We start from the raw sequence: 17,306 nt of genomic DNA, 5'->3' as shown, positions 1-17,306 counted from the left end.
AGATTTCCAGCTCAGACCGCAACCGAACCACCCACCCGGAGGAGGTGATCCGATTGTCTGACATCCTCAACACTGACGTGGCCCCGTTCTGCCACGGCCAGAACCACTCTGGCAGCGTTCCGATCACGACTGTCCGCGAATCCGCAACTATCGCACCGGAAGCTTCTCTCGTCCAGCTCCAGTCTTTGCTTGACTCTCGCAAAGCAGGCACTGCACGTCATGGTCGTGTACGCGGGCCGGACCATCACCACCGTCCGCCCAGCCGGCCTGGCACCCTCGATGAGTTCACGCTTGGCCGCACCGATCGCGGCATCAGCCGCTTTGCGCGCCATCGTGGATTTGGCCAGAAACGTCGGCTCGAAGTCCTCGACGGCGATCAGATCATGGCGGTCGACAACATGTTTGGCCCACATCCGCGAGTCGTGCAGCGTTCGCCGGGCGGCTTTCTTCACCAGCCGGGCAGCCTGCCGCTTCGCGTCGGTGTAGCCCCGCGACTGCGGACGGCCCTTCCGGTGGCGTCGGGCCATCTTTCGTTGCGCCTTCGCCAATTCAGCGGCGCACCGCCTGCGATGACCGAGATGAGGCAGATCGAAGACGGGATCGGTGGTTGGCGCAGTAGTGGTTACGCCCCAATCGATCCCGATACCGCCATAGCCGCCCCATTCGGCCAGCAGCGCTTTCTCGGCGGTGCGTCCGGGCCGAATCCGGTACGTGTACCGCACCACCTCATCCATTCGAACATACTATCGAAAGAAATGGCCATGCGACAGCACACGGGACACCTCCGCCCTGTTCTGTCCCCTGTAAAAGACGGGGTATCCGAGGCGCATCCCCGATGACCATCACTGTCGAGAATCTGGACTTCACCTACGGCCACACCCCGATTCTGCGGTCGATCTCGCTCCCGGCGTTCCAGCCCGGTGAGGTGTACGCGGTCGTGGGCCCCAACGGGGCCGGGAAGTCCACGCTGCTGCGCTGCATCGCGGGACTGCATCGGCATTCCGGCACGATCACGCTCGGCAACGGTAACGGCGCAGGTCAGCAAGGTTCGGTGCTGTACCTGCCGCAGGATCCGCCGCCTGCCACCACGCTGACCGTCTTCGAGAACGTGCTGCTGGCCTATCAGCAGCGGGCCGGATTCCGGGTCGAACGCGCCACCGTGGATCTGGTGTCCGACGTCCTGGAACAGGTCGGCCTCACCGAGTTCGCCGATCGCAGGATGGCACATCTGTCCGGCGGGCAACGACAATTGGTGAGCCTGGCCCAGGCCATCGTGCGACGCCCGTCGGTGCTGTTACTCGACGAACCGACGAGCAGTCTGGACCTGCACAATCAACTGAAAATGCTCGAACTCGTCCGGCAATATGCCGAGGAACAACCCGCGGTCGTGATTACCACAATTCACGACCTGACGCATGCGGCGCGTTTCGCCGACCATGTCGTGGTGCTGCACGATGGCACCGTGCACACCGTCGGCACACCACGCGAAGTGATCACCGAGGATATGCTGCGCGAGGTCTACCGGGTCAACGCGAGAATCCATTTCAGCGATGACGACACACTCGCACTGGCGGCCACCTCGGCATACGTCACGGAGGTCTGATCCGCCGCGTACGCGGCGGTTCCCCGTGCCGGGCCGCGCAAACCAGGACGTCGATCACCTTCTCATCGTCCTCTAATACAGATTTCTCTATTATTTCCATATGGACGCCTTTGGAGTTCTCGGCAACCCGGCTCGCCGACAAATTCTCGAATTGCTCGCATCGGGTGAAAAAAGTTCCGGAGCGATCACCCGAGCCATCAGTGAACAACGCGGAATTTCCGAAGCAGCGGTATCACAGCATCTCAAGGCACTACTCGACAATGGTCTGGCAACGGTGCGCCCCGCCGGTATGAACCGGTTCTACACCGTCGATATCGACGGACTCCACCGTCTGACCTCATGGCTGTCGCAATTCCCTCAGCCACCCCGTCCGGATCTGCACTCCCCCCAGGCTCCGCAGCGTCGGCACCAGTACCGGCGCCCGTCCCCCGACCGAACCGCCCACGGGATCCCCGCCGTGCACGCTCGACAGGCCGGAGGCCACTAAACTCGGCCTCATGTCCGAACATGATGTCCTCGCGCGAATCACCGAACTGGTGGATCGGGAGCATCAGCTCCGGTCCAAGGCGGCACAGGGGGCGCTCGGCCAGGAGGCCGAGCGGGCGCAGTTGGCCGAGCTGGAAGTACAGCTCGACCAGTGCTGGGACCTGCTGCGGCAGCGGCGGGCCCGGATCGATCAGGGTGGCGATCCCGATGATGCCCAGGTCAACCCGGCCAAGCAGGTCGAGGGATACCTGCAGTAACAGCTACCATCGTCCCCATGGCAGAGATTTCCACCGCGGACGGCGTGGTTCGCGGCCATCGCGGCCGTCACGTGGTGCGCTGGCGTTCCATTCCCTACGCGGCCGCTCCGGTCGGCGAGCTGCGGTTCCGGGCTCCGCAACCGGTGCAGCCGTGGCAGGGGGTGCGTGATGTCACCGAATTCGGATTCGCCGCGATGCAGCATCGCTCGGGCGCCCGGATCGGCCCACGCACCACACAGCCGACCGGCGAGGATTGCCTGACGCTGAACGTGGTCGCCCCGGCGGAGCCGTCCGCCACCCCGCGACCGGTCATGGTGTTCATCCACGGCGGCGCGTACCTGATCGGCACCTCGGCGCTGAGCCTGTATTCGGGCACGCGCCTGGCGGTTCGCGGCGACGTCGTCGTCGTATCGATCAACTATCGGCTCGGCGCGTTCGGCTATGTCGATTTCAGCGAATTCTCCACGCCCGAACGTCCTTTCGACTCGAACCTCGGTCTGCGCGATCAGGTGGCGGCGCTCGAGTGGGTGCAGCGCAACATCGCCGCATTCGGCGGAGATCCGAACAACGTCACGATATTCGGCGAATCCGCGGGCGCGCACGCGGTGCTCTCGCTGCTGGCCACGCCCGCCGCGGGCGGCCTGTTCCATCGCGGTATCGCCCAGAGCGCACCCGCCGACTGGGCGATCACCGCCGAACAGGCCCGGCTGTTCGCCCGCACCTGCGTCGAAAAGCTCGGCGCCACACCGGAAAACGCGGCGCAGGCACTCGGCGAGGCCAGCGCCAACGATATCCGCAAGGCGGTGGAATCCCGGCTGGGCAAGTGGACCCGGCAGTATCCGGGTACCTTCGCCACCTCCCCGGTCGTGGACGGCGAATATCTGCCCGAGGCTCCGATCGACGCGATCGTGAACGGCACGGCCCACCGGCTGCCGCTGATCATCGGCACCAACCGCGACGAGGCGACGCTGTTCACGCGCTTCGACGACACCCTGCCGACCACTCCGGAGCGCATGCGCAAGGTCCTGACCGGTTCCGAGGGCGCCGAAGCCCGTATCACCGCAGCCTATCCCGGTTACCCGGCCCCGAAGACCGCGGTGCGCGCGGGCGGTGATTTCGTGTTCTGGCGGCCCTCGCTCGAGGTGATGGCCGGGCACAGCCGCTACGCGCCGACCTACGCCTACCGCTTCGACTTCGCACCGCGCGCGGTCCGGCTGGCCGGTTTCGGCGCGACGCACGCGCTGGATCTGATCCCGGTCTTCGGCGGGGTGGACTCCGCGATCGGCCGGGCGCTCACCGCCGCGGGCGGGCGCAGGGGTTTCCGCGCGGTACAGCGCGAATTCCAGGACAACTGGCTGGCTTTCGCGCGGACCGGCACACCGCTGTCGTCCTGGCCCGAATACAGCGAGCAGCGCCGCACCACCCGCGTCATCGACTCCCCGCCGCGACTCGAGGTGGATCCAGACAAGTCCAAACGCCTTGCCTGGGAAGGGGTTCGGGTCCAGGTGGCGAGCTGAGCCGCTACCCCGGCAACGCCGCGGCCAGGACCGTGGTCACCATCTTCGCGACCTGTTCGGGTTCCGGTGGCGCGGACCGGTCGGCGAAGCGCATATGCGCCGCGCCGATCAATGTCGGTGCGAGAGTGTCGATATCGGCGTCTGCGGCGATGCGCCCCAGTTCGCGCTCACGCCGCAGGTAGGCCGCGATCATCTCACCCGCCTCGCGCAGCAACGGGATTCCCGTCCGATGGGTGCGACGCAGCCGGGCCCGCAGTTCGTCGCGGAAGATGACGAGGCTGACGATCGAGACGGCGACGGTGCCGAACAGATCCGTCAGCGCGCCGGTGAGATTCGCGACAACCGTTCCGGTCCCGGCGGACTCCGTCAACGCGTGTGCCTGCGCGCCGATCCGGGTGATCCGGTCCTGGACGAGTTCGGCCAGGAATTCGTCGAAATCCGTGAAGTGCCGGTGCAGTACACCCTTCGCGCAACCCGCCTCCGTCGTGACCGCCCGGCTGGTCAGCGCGTCGGGACCGTCTCGGAGCAGGATGCGTTCGGCCGCACCGAACAGCTGCTCGCGCACATCGCGCAGGGCCACTCCCGTGGGCACCGGCACTCCTTTCCGCTCAGGGCGAACGCGATCGATCGCCCGGATCATTGCCGAGTGGGCATGCGCCCACTACCGTGGGCACATGCCCACTCTACCGTCCGAACAGCCGCGATCCCGACCCGAGCCGGACCGGACACCCTCCGCGGCCACCCCGCACAAGGCCCGCGCCATGGCCGAATCCTTCGGCGTGGACGCCGCCCGCTACGACCGCGCCCGCCCGCCCTACCCCAGGGAGCTGATCGAGCGAATCCGCGATGCCGCGCCCGGCGGTGAGATCCTCGACGTCGGTTCCGGAACCGGCATCGCCGCACGGCAGTTCCGGGACCTGCGATGCACGGTGCTCGGCGTGGAACCCGATGCCCGGATGGCCGAGTTCGCACGGGGAACCGGAATCGACACCGAGGTGGCCACTTTCGAGCAGTGGGAATCGCGCGGTCGCCGATTCGACGCGGTGGTCTCGGGAACGGCGTGGCACTGGGTGGATCCGATCGCCGGAGCCGCGCAGGCCGGGCGAGTGCTACGCCCCGGCGGGCTGCTCGCACCGTTCAACCACGTGTTCCAGTTGCCGCCCGAGATAGCCGAGCGCGTCCACGCGGTCTACCGGCAGGTGATCCCCGACTCGCCGTTCGCCGATCAGCCGGCCCGCCCGGCCCTGGACGCCTATCAGGGATTCTTCGACATGGCCGCCGACGGCATTCGCGCCAGCGGCGTATTCGAGGAGCCGCAACGGTGGCAGTTCGAGTGGCAGTGCACCTACACCCGCGACGAATGGCTCGACCAGTTGCCGACGACGGGTCTGTTCACCCGGCTCGAACCGGATCGGCTGGCCGAGATCCTGGCGGGCGTCGGCGCGGTGATCGATGACATGGGCGGCAGCTTCACGATGCCGTACACCACCGCCGCGACCACCGCCGTGCGGAAGGCCGAAGATATGTAGATTCCGTTGTACTGCAACAGTTTTACCGATCCGCATCGAACTGGACGTCCGTTTTCTCGCCGCCGCCGTACCGCAGCGGATTTCGGCGGCGGATTTGCTTGCCCGTTGCGCCGCACTCTGCCAAGATTGAAGGGACGGTTCGCGTACTGTCTCTCGATTCCCTTGGAAGAGTGAGGAATTCGTATGCATGCCAGTTCTTTCATGATGAAATCTCACTTGCCCGAGGCCGAATCAGGCTCATCGTCGATCGGGGAGGAGTGACATGACCAACGGCTTGGATTACGCCGGAGGAATTCCCGGGGGCGCGGCCATCGCGGCTGCCGGATATCGATTCGTGTGCCGCTATCTCGCATCGGGCGGTCCGGGACTCCCCGGGAAACTGCTCACTCCCGCCGAAGCGGATGATCTGCGCGCCAACGGTATCGACATAGTCTCGAATTGGGAGACCACGGCCGATCGGATGCTGGACGGATACGATGCCGGACGTTCCGATGCGCAGGCGGCATTGAATCAGGCACTCGCCTGCGGCGGTTCCGCGAGCCGCCCGATCTATTTCTCGGCCGATTTCGACGCCACACCCGAACAGCAGACCCCGATCAACGCCTACCTCCAAGGCGCGGCAACCGTTCTCGGCACGAACAACGTGGGCATCTACGGCGGTTACTGGCCCGTCTCGCGGGCACTGGACGCGGGCGTGGCCACCTGGGGATGGCAGACGCAGGCGTGGAGTGGCGGAAATCAGGATCCGCGCATCAATATTCTGCAGAACGTCTCGCTCGGATACGCCTACGTCAATGGCGTCGAATGCGATATCGACCAATCCCTGACAGCTGATTTCGGCCAATGGAGCCCAGGAGGAGATATGCAGTTGAGCGACACCATCACCGACGCATACGGAAATCAGGTCTCTGTCGGCGACGCCCTGAAATGGCTGCTCTACCATACGGATCTGACGATCGATCAACTCGGCGGCGAAGGCACGCGGGACGCGATGCCCGCGATATTCACCGGATGGCCCCAGTTGAACGGCCGGACGATCGTGGACGCACTCGCGGAAATCGGTGCGCACCTCGGTATCGCGGGCTATCAACCACCTTCCACGGGGGCCTGAGCCGCCTTATTTCAGCAGCCGCGACATGCGCCGGTCGGCGAGAATTTTGCCGCCGGTCTGACAGGTCGGGCAGTACTGGAACGACTTGTCCGCGTACGCGACCTCGCGCACGGTATCGCCGCAGACCGGACAGGGCAGCCCGGTGCGGGCGTGCACGCGCAGCCCGGATCGCTTCTCGCCCTTGAGTTTCGCCGCCTCCTGGCCGACCGAGCGATCGATGGCATCGGTGAGGATCTCGCGCATCGCCGCGTACAGCCGCTCGACCTCCTCGGGGGTCAGGCGGTTGGCCGTGGCGAACGGGGAAAGCTTTGCCGCGTGGAGGATCTCGTCGGAATAGGCATTGCCGATTCCGGCGATCACCACCTGATCGGCAAGCACGGTTTTGAGTCGCTGGGGCGTGCCGTGCAGCAGGGCGGCGAATTCCTCGCCGGTGACCTCCAGTGCGTCCGGGCCCAGGCGGGCGATCCCGGGCACGCTCCGGGGGTCCTCGACGATCCACACGGCGAGGCGTTTCTTCGTCCCCGCCTCGGTCAGATCGAAGGCAGGGGTCGCTCCCTCGGGGGTGAACAGATGCACTCGCAGCGCCAGCGGCCCCTTGCCCGGCTTGGGCGGGGTCTGCCCCGGCTCATCGATCCAGCGCAGCCAACCGCCCCGCGACAGATGGGTGATCAACCACAGACCACCGCAGTTCAATCCCAGATGCTTCCCCCAATGCCCGGCCCCGGTGACATCACGACCGGACAGTGCGGTGATCGGCGGATCGAATGTCTTGAGCACACTCAGCGCCGCGACATCCACTCGCCCCACCACCGCACCCACCGCATGCTCGACCAGGAACCGCTCGAGCGCCACGATCTCGGGTAATTCGGGCACCCCTGCACACTACCGGCGAGCACCGACAATCCACGTCCGAAGCGCCGAACCACCGCCCGGGGCGGGCGTACTCAGCCGACCCCGCGACGGAGCAGGTAGATGTCCATGATCCACCCCTTCGCCTCGCGGAGTTCGTTGCGGCGCTGGAGGATTCGTGACTCCACCGCACGCAGCGGGCCCTCGATGAGCTCCTCGTCGGGCATGCCCAGATACGCGCCCCACCAGATGTGCACGTCGTCGCCGGGAACGCCGGTGAACGAGGTTTCGCCGTCCAGCATCACCACCGTGGGCACACCGGGCCGCAGCCCCTCCTCGCGCAGACGGCGACCGGTGGTGATGTGCACCGGCTCGCCGATCTCGTGCAGCACGATCCGATGCCGAGCGGCCAGGGCCTGTGCGCTGGTCACCCCCGGAATCACCTCGTAATCCAGCGGCGTGCGGGCATCGACCCGCTCGATCATCCGCAACGTGCTGTCGTACAGCGAGGGATCCCCCCACACCAGGATCGCCCCGACACCGTCGTGCTCGGCGAACGCCTCGCCCAGCAACGCCGCCCGCCGTTCGTGCCAATCCCGCACGACCTCGCGGTACTGCCCGTCGGCGACGGTGCGCTCCCGCGGCGGATCGGCGATCTCCACGACCCGATACTCCCGATCCATATGCTCGGCCAGAATCGCGGTCCGCACCTCGACCAGCTCCCGCTTGGCCTCACCCTTGCCGATGACATAGAACACCTCGGCCCGGCGCATCGCCTTGACGGCCTGCACCGTCACCTGGTCCGGATCACCGGCCCCGATCCCGATCACATAGAGCTTCCGCACATCGGCAAGCTTGCCAAACCGCCCCGACCAGCAGCTCCCCCGGTGGGCCCTGCGGGTGCACGCACGGTCGGCCGTCGCGCAGGCCCAACTCGCCACCACACCCGTCACACGACCGAATATTGTGCAGCACGGCTGCGGCTTCACCTGGTTTCAGCATTGCCTCACGACTACTTCGATCAGCACTGTGACGCAATGGATCGAGCAGAATGCTCAGCCGCTGGCTCTCAGCGATTCCGAGGGGGCGCTCACCGATCTGGAACCGTTGCGCGAGATGGTCGGTGAGGCGAGCGTTGTCGCGCTGGGCGCGTCGACTCGCGACACGCATGAGCTTTCCGTCCTTGCGCACCAGGTATTTGCGGTTTCTCGTGGAACGCATGGGGTTTCGCAGTCTCCTCCTCGAGGGGGCGATGCGACCAGCGCCGCGATGGACCGGTACGTGCGCAGCGGAGAGGGCGATCCGCGCGCGCTGCTGGCCGAGGCGCGATCGTTCTGGCGGACCGGGGAGACGCTCGATGTCGTGGAGTGGGTGCGCCGCTACAACCAGCGGCATCCCGAAGATCTGATGCGCATCGCCCATCCGGAACTCGATCGTCGCGTGACAGTACAGTCTCGGTCGGCCTGACCTTCGATCACGGCTCAACCTCGCACACATTCCCCTCGCCCCCAGTGGATTTCGCCGATACCGCACTCGGTAGCACTGACATCGACACTCATGTGCTGGATCTGCGCACCGTCGCCCCGGAGGAGGTCCGAACCTGGTTGGACAGTCCGGCGAAGATGCGACCGATCACCCCGAGGCTCCGGCCTGCGTAAGGTGCGTAAGCTTCCAGTTATGGAGGACTCGCGGCTCGTCACGGTGCCGGATACGACATCCGCCGTCGCACCCGATACCCAGTACGAGGATCTGCTGCGGTTGGTGCTCACCTCGGGGACGCGGAAGGCCGATCGCACCGGCACCGGCACCCGCAGTGTGTTCGGCCATCAGTTGCGGTACGACCTGTCGACGACCTTCCCGCTGGTCACCACCAAGAAAGTGCATCTGAAGTCGATCGTGTACGAGCTGCTGTGGTTCCTGCGCGGCGATTCGAACGTGGGCTGGCTGCACGAGCACGGGGTGAGCATCTGGGACGAATGGGCCGATACGAAGGGCGAACTGGGCCCGGTCTACGGGGTGCAATGGCGATCCTGGCCCACCCCCGACGGCTCGCAGATCGATCAGATCTCGCAGGTCCTGCACACCCTGCGGACCAATCCGGACTCGCGGCGGATGATCGTCTCGGCCTGGAACGTCGCCGATCTGGACCAAATGGCGCTGGCTCCCTGCCATGCGCTGTTCCAGTTCTACGTCGCCGACGGCAAACTCTCCTGCCAGCTGTATCAGCGCAGCGCGGATCTGTTCCTGGGCGTGCCGTTCAACATCGCCAGCTATGCGCTGCTCACCCTGATGGTCGCCCAGCAGACCGAACTGACCCCCGGCGAGTTCATCTGGACCGGCGGAGACTGCCACATCTACGACAACCACGTCGAGCAGGTGCGCGAACAGCTCGGCCGGGAGCCCTATCCGTTCCCGCAACTGCATCTGCGCCCGGCGCCGTCGCTGTTCGACTACGAGTACTCCGATGTGGAACTGGTCGGATACCGACATCATCCGGCGATCAAGGCCCCGGTCGCGGTATGACGCACATCGGCTTGATCTGGGCGCAGGCGAACAACGGCGTGATCGGCCGGGACAATGCGATCCCCTGGCACATTCCCGAGGATATGGCCCATTTCCGGAAGGTCACCGGCGGTCATCCGGTGGTGATGGGACGTCGCACCTGGGATTCGCTGCCGGAGCGTTTCCGCCCGCTGCCCGGACGCCGCAATATCGTCCTCACCCGGCAGCCGGACTGGTCCGCCGCCGGCGCCGAGCACACCGACTCGCTGGAGCAGGCGCTGCGCACCTCCGGACCGGATCCGCTGTGGGTGATGGGTGGCGGCGAAATCTACCATGCCGCAATGCAATACGCGACCGAGCTGATGGTCACCGAGGTGGACGCCGAGATCGACGGCGATGCCTACGCCCCCGCCATCGGCCCGGAATGGATCGCGGCGGACGGGCCGTGGGAACAGTCCAGGACCGGTCTGCGCTACCGCATCCGGCACTACACCAGGCGCGCGGCGTAGCCGATCACGGCCGAACATCGAATTGCAATGTGAAACAGCACGTTATCGCCCGGCACCTGCGGCATACTCACGACTATTCAGCCCGTGACAACTCGCACGGCACAGGCGTGAAAGGCTGTTCATGGACAAGAAATCGCTGACCGCAGTGGCCCGCCAGCAGCTCAAGCTGGCCGCGGCCAATACCAGTGGGCGCAGTTCCCAGACGCTCTGCGGCGGCCACACGCACTCGCTGCGGCAGACCGTCATCGCGCTGACGGCGGGACAGAGCCTGGCCGAGCACGAGAATCCCGGCGAGGCCACCCTGCAGGTGCTCTCCGGCACACTCACGCTGTTCAGCGGAGCCAACGAGTGGAAGGGCTCGCCGGGTGATCTGCTGATCGTGCCGTCGGCCCGGCACAGCGTGTCCGCCGTCGAAGACGTCGCCTTCCTGCTCACAGTCGCGAAATAGCGAGCGCGCGGACCCATTCGGCGCATATGTGGTGCGCCCCCGTACGCTGTCGATCATGAGTGAGTCGCAGCCGATCCTCGATCCGCTCAGCCCGGCCGCCCTGTTCCTGGTCGCCACCATCGGCGAAGGCGGTGAGAGCACGGTCCGCGATCTGCTCGCGGACCTGCCGGGGCTCCGTCGTTCGGTGGGCTTCCGGCTACCCGGCGGGAATCTGGCCTGCATCGTCAGCATCGGTTCCGCCGCCTGGGACAGGTTGTTCGCCGGTCCGCGCCCGGCCGAACTGCACGAGTTCCCCGCCTACCAGGGCCCGAGACATACGGCTCCGGCCACTCCCGGAGATCTGCTGTTCCACATCAAGGCCGAATCCGCGGACGCCTGTTTCGAATTGGCGATGGTGATCGGCGACCGGCTGCGCGGCGCGGTCACGATCGTGGACGAGACGGTGGGCTTCCGCTATTTCGAACAGCGCGATCTGCTCGGCTTCGTGGACGGCACCGAGAATCCGGAGGGGGCTCTCGCGGCCTCGACGGCGTTGATCGGCGCGGAGGATCCGGCGTTCGCGGGCGGCAGTTACGTCATCGTGCAGAAGTATCTGCACGATCTGGAAACCTGGAACGCGCTGCCGGTGTCCGAGCAGGAGCTGGTGATCGGCCGGACCAAGCTGGGCGATTACGAGATGTCCGATGCGGACAAGCCCGCGAATTCGCACGTCGCGGTCAACACGCTGTACGACCCGGACGGTACGCAACGTCAGATTCTGCGGGCGAACATGCCCTTCGGCAGTGTGCGCGAGGGCGAATTCGGCACGTACTACATTGCCTACGCCGCGACGCCGAGCGTCACCGAGCGCATGCTCGAGCGGATGTTCCTGGGCAGCGACGAGGCCGCCTACGACCGCATCCTGGATTTCTCCACCGCGGTCACCGGCACGCTGTTCTTCACCCCGCCCGCGGGATTCCTGGACGATCTGCCCGATCCCCCGTCCGCGACAGCCGAATCCGTGGACACGCCCGTGGTCGCGAGCTCCGGGGACAGCTCTCTCGGCATCGGCACATTGAGGAAGGGCCCGGCATGATCGGGTCGAGTACGCGAGCGGTCCGGCCCACCGATTCGGCCACGTCGAAAGGACTCCAGCGATGAACAACCTGCACCGCGAGCTCGCACCGATCACGTCCGAGGCGTGGTCGGCGATCGAGGAAGAGGCCAAGCGCACGTTCAAGCGGCATGTCGCCGGACGTCGCGTGGTCGACGTGTCCGGCCCGCACGGCACCGAGTTCTCCGCCGTCGGACTGGGCCGCACCACCGTCATCGATGCGCCCGACGAGGGCATCGTCGCGCGGCAGCGGCAGGTCGCGCCGGTGGTGGAGCTGCGCGTTCCGTTCGCACTCTCGCGCGAGGAGCTCGACAACGTCGAGCGCGGCGGGCGCGACACCGATCTGGACGCGGTCAAGGACGCCGCGCGCAAGATCGCCTTCGCCGAGGATCGTGCCATCTTCGAGGGGTATCCGGCCGCGGGCATCACCGGGATCCGGGCGGCCTCGTCCAACGAGCCGATCGCCCCGCCCGCCGACGCGCGTCAGGCGCCCGAAGCGATCGCGCAGGCCCTCACCGAGCTGCGGCTGGCCGGTGTGGACGGGCCGTATTCGGTGCTGCTGAACGCCGATCTGTACACCGCGGTCAGCGAGACCTCCGATCACGGCTATCCGATCCGCACCCATATCGAACGTCTGATCCCGGACGGCGACATCATCTGGGCGCCGGCCATCGACGGCGCGTTCGTGCTGACCACTCGCGGCGGGGACTTCGATCTGCAACTGGGACAGGATCTTTCGATCGGCTATCTGTCGCACGACGCGGATTCGGTGCAGCTGTACTTCCAGGAGAGCCTGACCTTCCTGGTGTACACCGCCGAGGCCGCGGTCGCGCTGCGGCCCTGACCGAACGGTCGCGCCGCGCCCCTGCGCCCTCCCCCACCTCGGTTCCTCGACCGCACGACGCCCGGTACGGTGCTGTCGGAGGCAGGAAGGACCGAGGGCGATGGTACGTGCGGGCGTGGTACCCGGACAGCGGGCGCTGATCTACGGCACGCTGGGTGTGCTGGCGACAGCGCTGATCTGCGGGGCGACCGTGGCCGCGTTCGGGCTGAACCGGGTGTTCACCGGACTGTTCGCGGGCATCGCCGTCGGCATCGCGGTGCTGGTCGCGCTGTTCGGGCGCGATGTGGTGGTGCTGACCGATCGGGCGATCTCCCGGCGCACCCCGCTGCACGAGAGCGATATCGCCTGGGATCGGGTGGTGGCCGGACGGTTCACCCTGGACGAACGGGCGCGCTGGGCGTTGGCGCTGGACCTGTCCGGCGGCGACGAGCAGCATGGCGAGCTGGTGCTGCTGTCCATCCCGCCGGTAGTGCGCCCGGTGTCCAACGCCTACGAGCACCGCAAGCGCGAACAGGTCGCGCAGATCCGGAAGATGTTGCGGCACAAGCGGGTCCCGGTGACGGTGCTGCCGGAGATCGCGAACGCCCTGCACGAACACTGGAAGCTGGCGCCGCCAACCGCCCGCTGACGAACCGAATACGAAGGTGGCCACCATGATTCGCACCGCAGCGCTGGCATACGTCCGCGATCGCCGTCTGCTGCAGGCACGTTCGGCGGGCAAGGACGTGTTCTACATGGCGGGCGGCAAGATCGATCCCGGCGAGACCCCGGTCCAGGCCCTGCACCGCGAGGTCCGCGAGGAACTCGGCGTCGAGGTCACCGAGTATGCCGAACTCGGCGTCTTCGAATGCGAGGCGTACGGCCACACCCCCGGCACCGCGCTGCACATGACCTGCTTCACCGCCGATCTCGGCGGCGATCCCCGCCCCACCAGCGAGATCGCCGAACTGCGCTATTTCACCGTCGGCGAATACGCCGCCATGTCACACGTGGCCCCCGGCTCGATGCTGGTCTTCCGCCACCTACACGAGCTCGATCTCATCGACTGGTGAGGCCGGATATCGTTGCGGCACAGCGCATCACTCGTCATGCGGGTACGGTGAAGTTCGACGCCACTGTCAAGGTCGAGACCGCGACCGGCACGAGGAGTGAACATGCTGATCGGGGAGCTGGCCGCGCGCACCGGCGTGAGCCGCCGATCCCTGCGGTACTACGAGGAGCAGGGCCTGCTGACGGTGCTGCGCGGCGGCAACGGCTACCGCGAATACGAGGAGTCGGCCGTCGACACCGTACGCCGGATCCGCGCCCTGCTGACGGCCGGACTGCCCACCGAGACCATCCGCCAGGCGCTGCCCTGCGTCCGCAACGCCACACCGCGCCTGGAGCGGTGTCCCGAACTCGTCGAGGTCCTGCGCACGGAAATGGGCCGGATGGACGCACTGGCCGCGGAACTGACCCACTCCCGCGATCTGATCGCCCGGATGCTCACCGATGCGGGAGTTCCGTTGCGTCCTTAGGGCGCGAACCGGTCGTATCCCGCGCTCACCCCGTACCGCTGGACGTATCGTCCCGGCTCTCGTCGGCCTCGGCACCGGCAGATTTCGCACCGCCGTCAGCGGCACCGTTCGCACTCGATTCCGCTTCGGCCTCCGACGCGCTGTCCGTGGTCCGATCGGCGTCGTCCGGGACTCGCGCGGCGGGCGAGGTGCGTCTCGTCGTTCCAGCACCGACCGGGATGCGGGCGGTGGCGAAGAAGCCGAGGAGCAGGATCACGCTGGCGACCACGAGGGCGGCCCGGGTGGCGTCGGTGAAGCCGCGGGCGAGGGCCTCGACGACAGCGGCGTCGGCGTGGTGGGCGCGCAGGGCGGAGATCGCGCCACCGGCCGAATCGTGGGTGACGATGGTGACCTCGCGGATCGTGCGCTGCGGCAGGCCGTCGACCTCGGACAGCCGGTCGGTCAGCGCGTGTCCGAGCGAGAGGGACAGCGCGCCGCCGAGGATCGCCACGCCCAGCGCCGCACCGAAACCGCCCAGTGTGGCCTGGGCGGCGCGGGCGCGTCGGTAACTCCGCTCGGGCGGGGTCCCGTCGAGGGTGATGGCGGTGAGATGTGCGCAGGTCATGCCGAGGCCGACGCCGTAACAGACCAGCAGAACCGCGACCCACCAGGGCGAGATGTCCGCGGTGATGAACAGCGCGGCCAGCGCGATGGCGACGGTCTGGATGGCCAGGCCCAACCGCGCGATCCGCACCCGCCCCAGTTCGGCCACCGGGCCGCGGGCGACGAGCGCGCCGAGCAACGTCCCCAGCGCGGCCACCGCGACGACCAGACCGCTGCGCAGCGTGGACAGGCCCAGCGCGTCGACCAGATACAGCGGCAGCACGAACAGCAGTCCGAACACGCCCAGCGCGCTCGCGAACGACGCCGCCACCCCCCACCGGAACGCGGGCCCGGAGAACAGCGAAAGATCCAGCAGCGCAGGTCGATTCACCTGCGCCCGATGATGTTCCCAGAGCACGAACAGCGCCAGCAGCATGAGTCCGAGCACCAGCAGCACCGGGCCGGGCGAGGCCGCCGCGCGCACCGACCAGTGCAGTCCGAGCACCCCGAAGGTCCGCAACGGCCGCCCCCAGCCGTAGGCGGCCCCCTCGATCAGCGCGAAGACGACCACCGCGAAACCGGCTGCGCCGAGCAGGAATCCGTCCACGTCCAGGCCGCGATCCTGGGTGTGGATCTCGGGAACCACGGCGAGGATGCCCGCCAGCAGCACCGCGCCGATCGGCACGTTCACCAGGAAGATCCACGGCCAGGTGAACTCGGTGGTCAGCCATCCGCCCAGCAGCGCCCCGAGTACCGCGACGACGCCGAGCGCCACACCACCGGCGGTATGCGCGAGGGTCCGGTCCCGCCCGCGGAACACCGCGTCGATGGCGCTGAACACTCCCGCCGGGACGCAGGCCGCTCCGGCGCCCTGCACGATCCGCCCCCAGATCAGCAGGTCCGGATGATGTGCGGCCGCGGCGAGCAGACTGCCCGCGACAACCAGCACCACACCGATAGCCATGAGTGTGCGCATCCCCACCCGATCGCCCATCCGTCCGGCGGTGATCAACAGTGCCGTGAACACCACCGAATAGGCGCTCAGCACCCACTGCGCGGCGGGGAACCCGAGTCCGGTGCCGGCGATGATCGCGGGCAACGACACGCTGACGATGGTGGCATCGAACACCAGCGTGCCCGCCGCCAACGCGAGCGCCCCCAGCGCGATCCAGCGCGCCTTGCCCCGCAGCGGTTCAGATTCGACCTCGGTGTCCGTCATGCGCCGCTCCCGCCGTCACCCGACAACCGTGGAGACTCAGTCTACGGCCCGTTTGCCAAAAATTGGCTGCCCCTGATCCGATGGGCGGAAGTGCACCGACGACCGGCGCGGACCATCGATCGGGACGGTATGCCCGACGACTGATCGGACATCAGACCAGGAGATGATCGGCAGTGCTACCCATCGCCGACGGGGCGTCATCCTTTCGGGTGAAATCGCAGCTTTGTCCGATGTTTCGGGCGAATCGGCGTGAGAGCCTGTGGCCATGAGCAACGAATACAGCGGTGGTCAACAGCCCAATGCCGGCGTGCTGGTCAGCACCATGAACGATCTGCCCGGCTTTCGCGTGGAACGGGTACTCGGCGAGGTCTTCGGTCTCACCGTGCGCGCCCGCAACGTGGGCAGTTCGCTCGGCTCGGCGGTCAAATCGCTCAAGGGCGGCGAACTCAAGGGCCAGACCAAGATGCTGGTGGACAGCCGGCTCGAGGCCATGGGCCGGTTGACCGAGGAGACCGCATCCCGGGGCGGGAACGCGGTTCTCGCGATGCGCTTCGAGACCTCGGCCGGTGAACTCGGCACGGAGATCTGCGCATACGGCACAGCCTGCGTCGTGAGCCCTGCCTGATCTAGGCGCCGTGTTGCGCGTAGAGCACCGGCCCGGTCCCGTCGTCCACGGCCAGCACCGCGTGGGCGACGGCCAGGCCGTGCGCGGTCCCGCCGGTGCGGCCCGGACCGCTCAGTCCGGTCCGTTGCAGGGCGGTGTCCAGCCGCGCGGTCCACTGCGGATACAACGCGGTCAGCACCGTGTGCGCGGCGACTGCCATGGCCGTTTCGGCCGCTGATCCCGGTTCCGGAATCGGCGGATCGGCCAGATAGCTGCGATACGGGGCCGAGGCGATACTGCGATACGCCTCGTACATGGCCAGATGGGTCATCGCGAGCGCACGCGCCAGATATCCGGCATCGGTGCGCCCCGGTTTGTCCGACCCGAGCACCTGAAGGTTCCAATACAGGATCTGATCCACCGTCTGTTTCCTACCTCGCTGATCGCAGCACAGGCGCGTATGCACCGCCGCGGTCCGACGGACGATCCGTCCGGTTATACGATCCCGCGATCCCGTGCGGATGTCGGCAGTACTCCACTACCCGTATCACTGTGTGACGCCGGACACCCACCCGAGTACCCGTCGATCATGAATCACGCCGAAACCGGATGCCGCACAACAGATACTGTGGCAAT

Annotated in this window: 22 protein-coding genes; 16 read left to right on the top strand and 6 right to left on the bottom strand. The window is 67.0% G+C overall.

The genetic code is table 11. From position 1 onward, the window contains the following. Positions 1 to 11: 11 nt before the first annotated feature. A complete protein-coding gene (locus ON40_RS05215) occupies positions 12 to 734 on the bottom strand; it encodes an RNA-guided endonuclease TnpB family protein (RefSeq protein ID WP_245567673.1) in 723 nt (240 codons plus the stop codon). Positions 735 to 835: 101 nt separating this feature from the next. On the opposite strand from ON40_RS05215, the gene ON40_RS05210 reads away from it, so the two are divergent. The 4 genes from ON40_RS05210 to ON40_RS05195 all read left to right on the top strand — a co-directional run bounded on the left by ON40_RS05210 (position 836) and on the right by ON40_RS05195 (position 3,863). Continuing rightward, complete coding sequence (locus tag ON40_RS05210; RefSeq protein WP_040819029.1) at positions 836 to 1,603, top strand: ABC transporter ATP-binding protein; 768 nt, start codon at positions 836 to 838, stop codon at positions 1,601 to 1,603. Between the two features lie 100 nt (positions 1,604 to 1,703). After that, positions 1,704 to 2,090, top strand: coding sequence for an ArsR/SmtB family transcription factor (locus ON40_RS05205; protein WP_051192707.1), 387 nt, complete (start codon positions 1,704 to 1,706; stop codon positions 2,088 to 2,090). Between the two features lie 10 nt (positions 2,091 to 2,100). Beyond that, complete coding sequence (locus ON40_RS05200; RefSeq protein WP_040819026.1) at positions 2,101 to 2,346, top strand: DUF2630 family protein; 246 nt, start codon at positions 2,101 to 2,103, stop codon at positions 2,344 to 2,346. Positions 2,347 to 2,363: 17 nt separating this feature from the next. Further along, the gene (locus tag ON40_RS05195; protein ID WP_040819023.1) at positions 2,364 to 3,863 is read left to right on the top strand and encodes a carboxylesterase/lipase family protein; all 1,500 of its coding nucleotides are present in this window, start codon (positions 2,364 to 2,366) and stop codon (positions 3,861 to 3,863) included. Positions 3,864 to 3,867: 4 nt separating this feature from the next. Here the strand turns inward: ON40_RS05195 and ON40_RS05190 are convergent, their stop codons facing one another. After that, positions 3,868 to 4,455, bottom strand: coding sequence for a TetR/AcrR family transcriptional regulator (locus ON40_RS05190; protein ID WP_040819466.1), 588 nt, complete (start codon positions 4,453 to 4,455; stop codon positions 3,868 to 3,870). 82 nt (positions 4,456 to 4,537) lie between these two features. On the opposite strand from ON40_RS05190, the gene ON40_RS05185 reads away from it, so the two are divergent. Together ON40_RS05185 and ON40_RS05180 are read left to right on the top strand one after the other, a co-directional pair. Then, positions 4,538 to 5,392, top strand: coding sequence for a class I SAM-dependent methyltransferase (locus ON40_RS05185; protein ID WP_040819464.1), 855 nt, complete (start codon positions 4,538 to 4,540; stop codon positions 5,390 to 5,392). A gap of 262 nt (positions 5,393 to 5,654) precedes the next feature. Then, entirely contained in the window at positions 5,655 to 6,503 is an 849-nt protein-coding gene (locus tag ON40_RS05180; RefSeq protein ID WP_051192706.1) for a glycoside hydrolase domain-containing protein, read from the top strand. A gap of 6 nt (positions 6,504 to 6,509) precedes the next feature. On the opposite strand, the gene ON40_RS05175 is transcribed toward ON40_RS05180, so the two are convergent. Together ON40_RS05175 and cobF are read right to left on the bottom strand one after the other, a co-directional pair. Next, positions 6,510 to 7,376 carry an Fpg/Nei family DNA glycosylase gene (locus ON40_RS05175; RefSeq protein WP_040819020.1) on the bottom strand — a complete coding sequence of 289 codons (867 nt, stop codon included), beginning with the start codon at positions 7,374 to 7,376 and terminating at the stop codon, positions 6,510 to 6,512. Between the two features lie 71 nt (positions 7,377 to 7,447). After that, positions 7,448 to 8,197, bottom strand: coding sequence for a precorrin-6A synthase (deacetylating) (gene cobF / locus ON40_RS05170; protein WP_040819018.1), 750 nt, complete (start codon positions 8,195 to 8,197; stop codon positions 7,448 to 7,450). Positions 8,198 to 8,381: 184 nt separating this feature from the next. Here cobF and ON40_RS05165 point away from each other — a divergent pair, with 184 nt between their 5' ends. From ON40_RS05165 to ON40_RS05125, 9 genes are all read left to right on the top strand, one after another. Beyond that, entirely contained in the window at positions 8,382 to 8,819 is a 438-nt protein-coding gene (locus tag ON40_RS05165) for an erythromycin esterase family protein (RefSeq protein ID WP_051192705.1), read from the top strand. Between the two features lie 210 nt (positions 8,820 to 9,029). Then, a complete protein-coding gene (locus ON40_RS05160) occupies positions 9,030 to 9,875 on the top strand; it encodes a thymidylate synthase (RefSeq protein ID WP_051192704.1) in 846 nt (281 codons plus the stop codon). Then, entirely contained in the window at positions 9,872 to 10,363 is a 492-nt protein-coding gene (locus tag ON40_RS05155; RefSeq protein ID WP_040819014.1) for a dihydrofolate reductase, read from the top strand. Before ON40_RS05160 ends, ON40_RS05155 begins: the two co-directional genes overlap by 4 nt. Positions 10,364 to 10,484: 121 nt before the next feature. Further along, on the top strand, positions 10,485 to 10,811 hold the full coding sequence (locus ON40_RS05150) for a cupin domain-containing protein (protein WP_040819011.1): 327 nt from the start codon (positions 10,485 to 10,487) through the stop codon (positions 10,809 to 10,811). Positions 10,812 to 10,866: 55 nt separating this feature from the next. After that, positions 10,867 to 11,886 (top strand): Dyp-type peroxidase, encoded by a 1,020-nt coding sequence (locus ON40_RS05145; protein WP_040819010.1) that lies wholly within the window; start codon positions 10,867 to 10,869, stop codon positions 11,884 to 11,886. 61 nt (positions 11,887 to 11,947) lie between these two features. Next, positions 11,948 to 12,748: a family 1 encapsulin nanocompartment shell protein gene (locus ON40_RS05140; RefSeq protein WP_040819008.1), complete on the top strand. Its 801-nt coding sequence runs from the start codon at positions 11,948 to 11,950 to the stop codon at positions 12,746 to 12,748. Between the two features lie 100 nt (positions 12,749 to 12,848). Further along, positions 12,849 to 13,376, top strand: coding sequence for a hypothetical protein (locus ON40_RS05135; RefSeq protein ID WP_040819005.1), 528 nt, complete (start codon positions 12,849 to 12,851; stop codon positions 13,374 to 13,376). A gap of 25 nt (positions 13,377 to 13,401) precedes the next feature. Beyond that, positions 13,402 to 13,800 carry an NUDIX hydrolase gene (locus tag ON40_RS05130; RefSeq protein WP_040819002.1) on the top strand — a complete coding sequence of 133 codons (399 nt, stop codon included), beginning with the start codon at positions 13,402 to 13,404 and terminating at the stop codon, positions 13,798 to 13,800. Positions 13,801 to 13,902: 102 nt separating this feature from the next. Further along, a complete protein-coding gene (locus ON40_RS05125) occupies positions 13,903 to 14,265 on the top strand; it encodes a MerR family transcriptional regulator (protein ID WP_040819000.1) in 363 nt (120 codons plus the stop codon). A 25-nt stretch (positions 14,266 to 14,290) separates the two neighbouring features. On the opposite strand, the gene ON40_RS05120 is transcribed toward ON40_RS05125, so the two are convergent. Beyond that, positions 14,291 to 16,066 carry an MFS transporter gene (locus ON40_RS05120; protein ID WP_051192703.1) on the bottom strand — a complete coding sequence of 592 codons (1,776 nt, stop codon included), beginning with the start codon at positions 16,064 to 16,066 and terminating at the stop codon, positions 14,291 to 14,293. 307 nt (positions 16,067 to 16,373) lie between these two features. Between ON40_RS05120 and ON40_RS05115 the strand changes: the two genes are divergently transcribed. Continuing rightward, positions 16,374 to 16,691, top strand: coding sequence for a YbjQ family protein (locus tag ON40_RS05115; protein ID WP_218008745.1), 318 nt, complete (start codon positions 16,374 to 16,376; stop codon positions 16,689 to 16,691). Position 16,692: 1 nt separating this feature from the next. Here the strand turns inward: ON40_RS05115 and ON40_RS05110 are convergent, their stop codons facing one another. Next, complete coding sequence (locus tag ON40_RS05110) at positions 16,693 to 17,091, bottom strand: hypothetical protein (RefSeq protein WP_040818996.1); 399 nt, start codon at positions 17,089 to 17,091, stop codon at positions 16,693 to 16,695. Between the last annotated feature and the right edge of the window lie 215 nt (positions 17,092 to 17,306).

The sequence above is a fragment of the Nocardia jiangxiensis NBRC 101359 genome (genome assembly GCF_000308615.1).
Taxonomy (GTDB): domain Bacteria; phylum Actinomycetota; class Actinomycetes; order Mycobacteriales; family Mycobacteriaceae; genus Nocardia; species Nocardia jiangxiensis.
The sequence above is the reverse complement of the archived record's forward strand: the minus strand, read 5'-3'. Positions and strand labels throughout refer to the sequence as shown.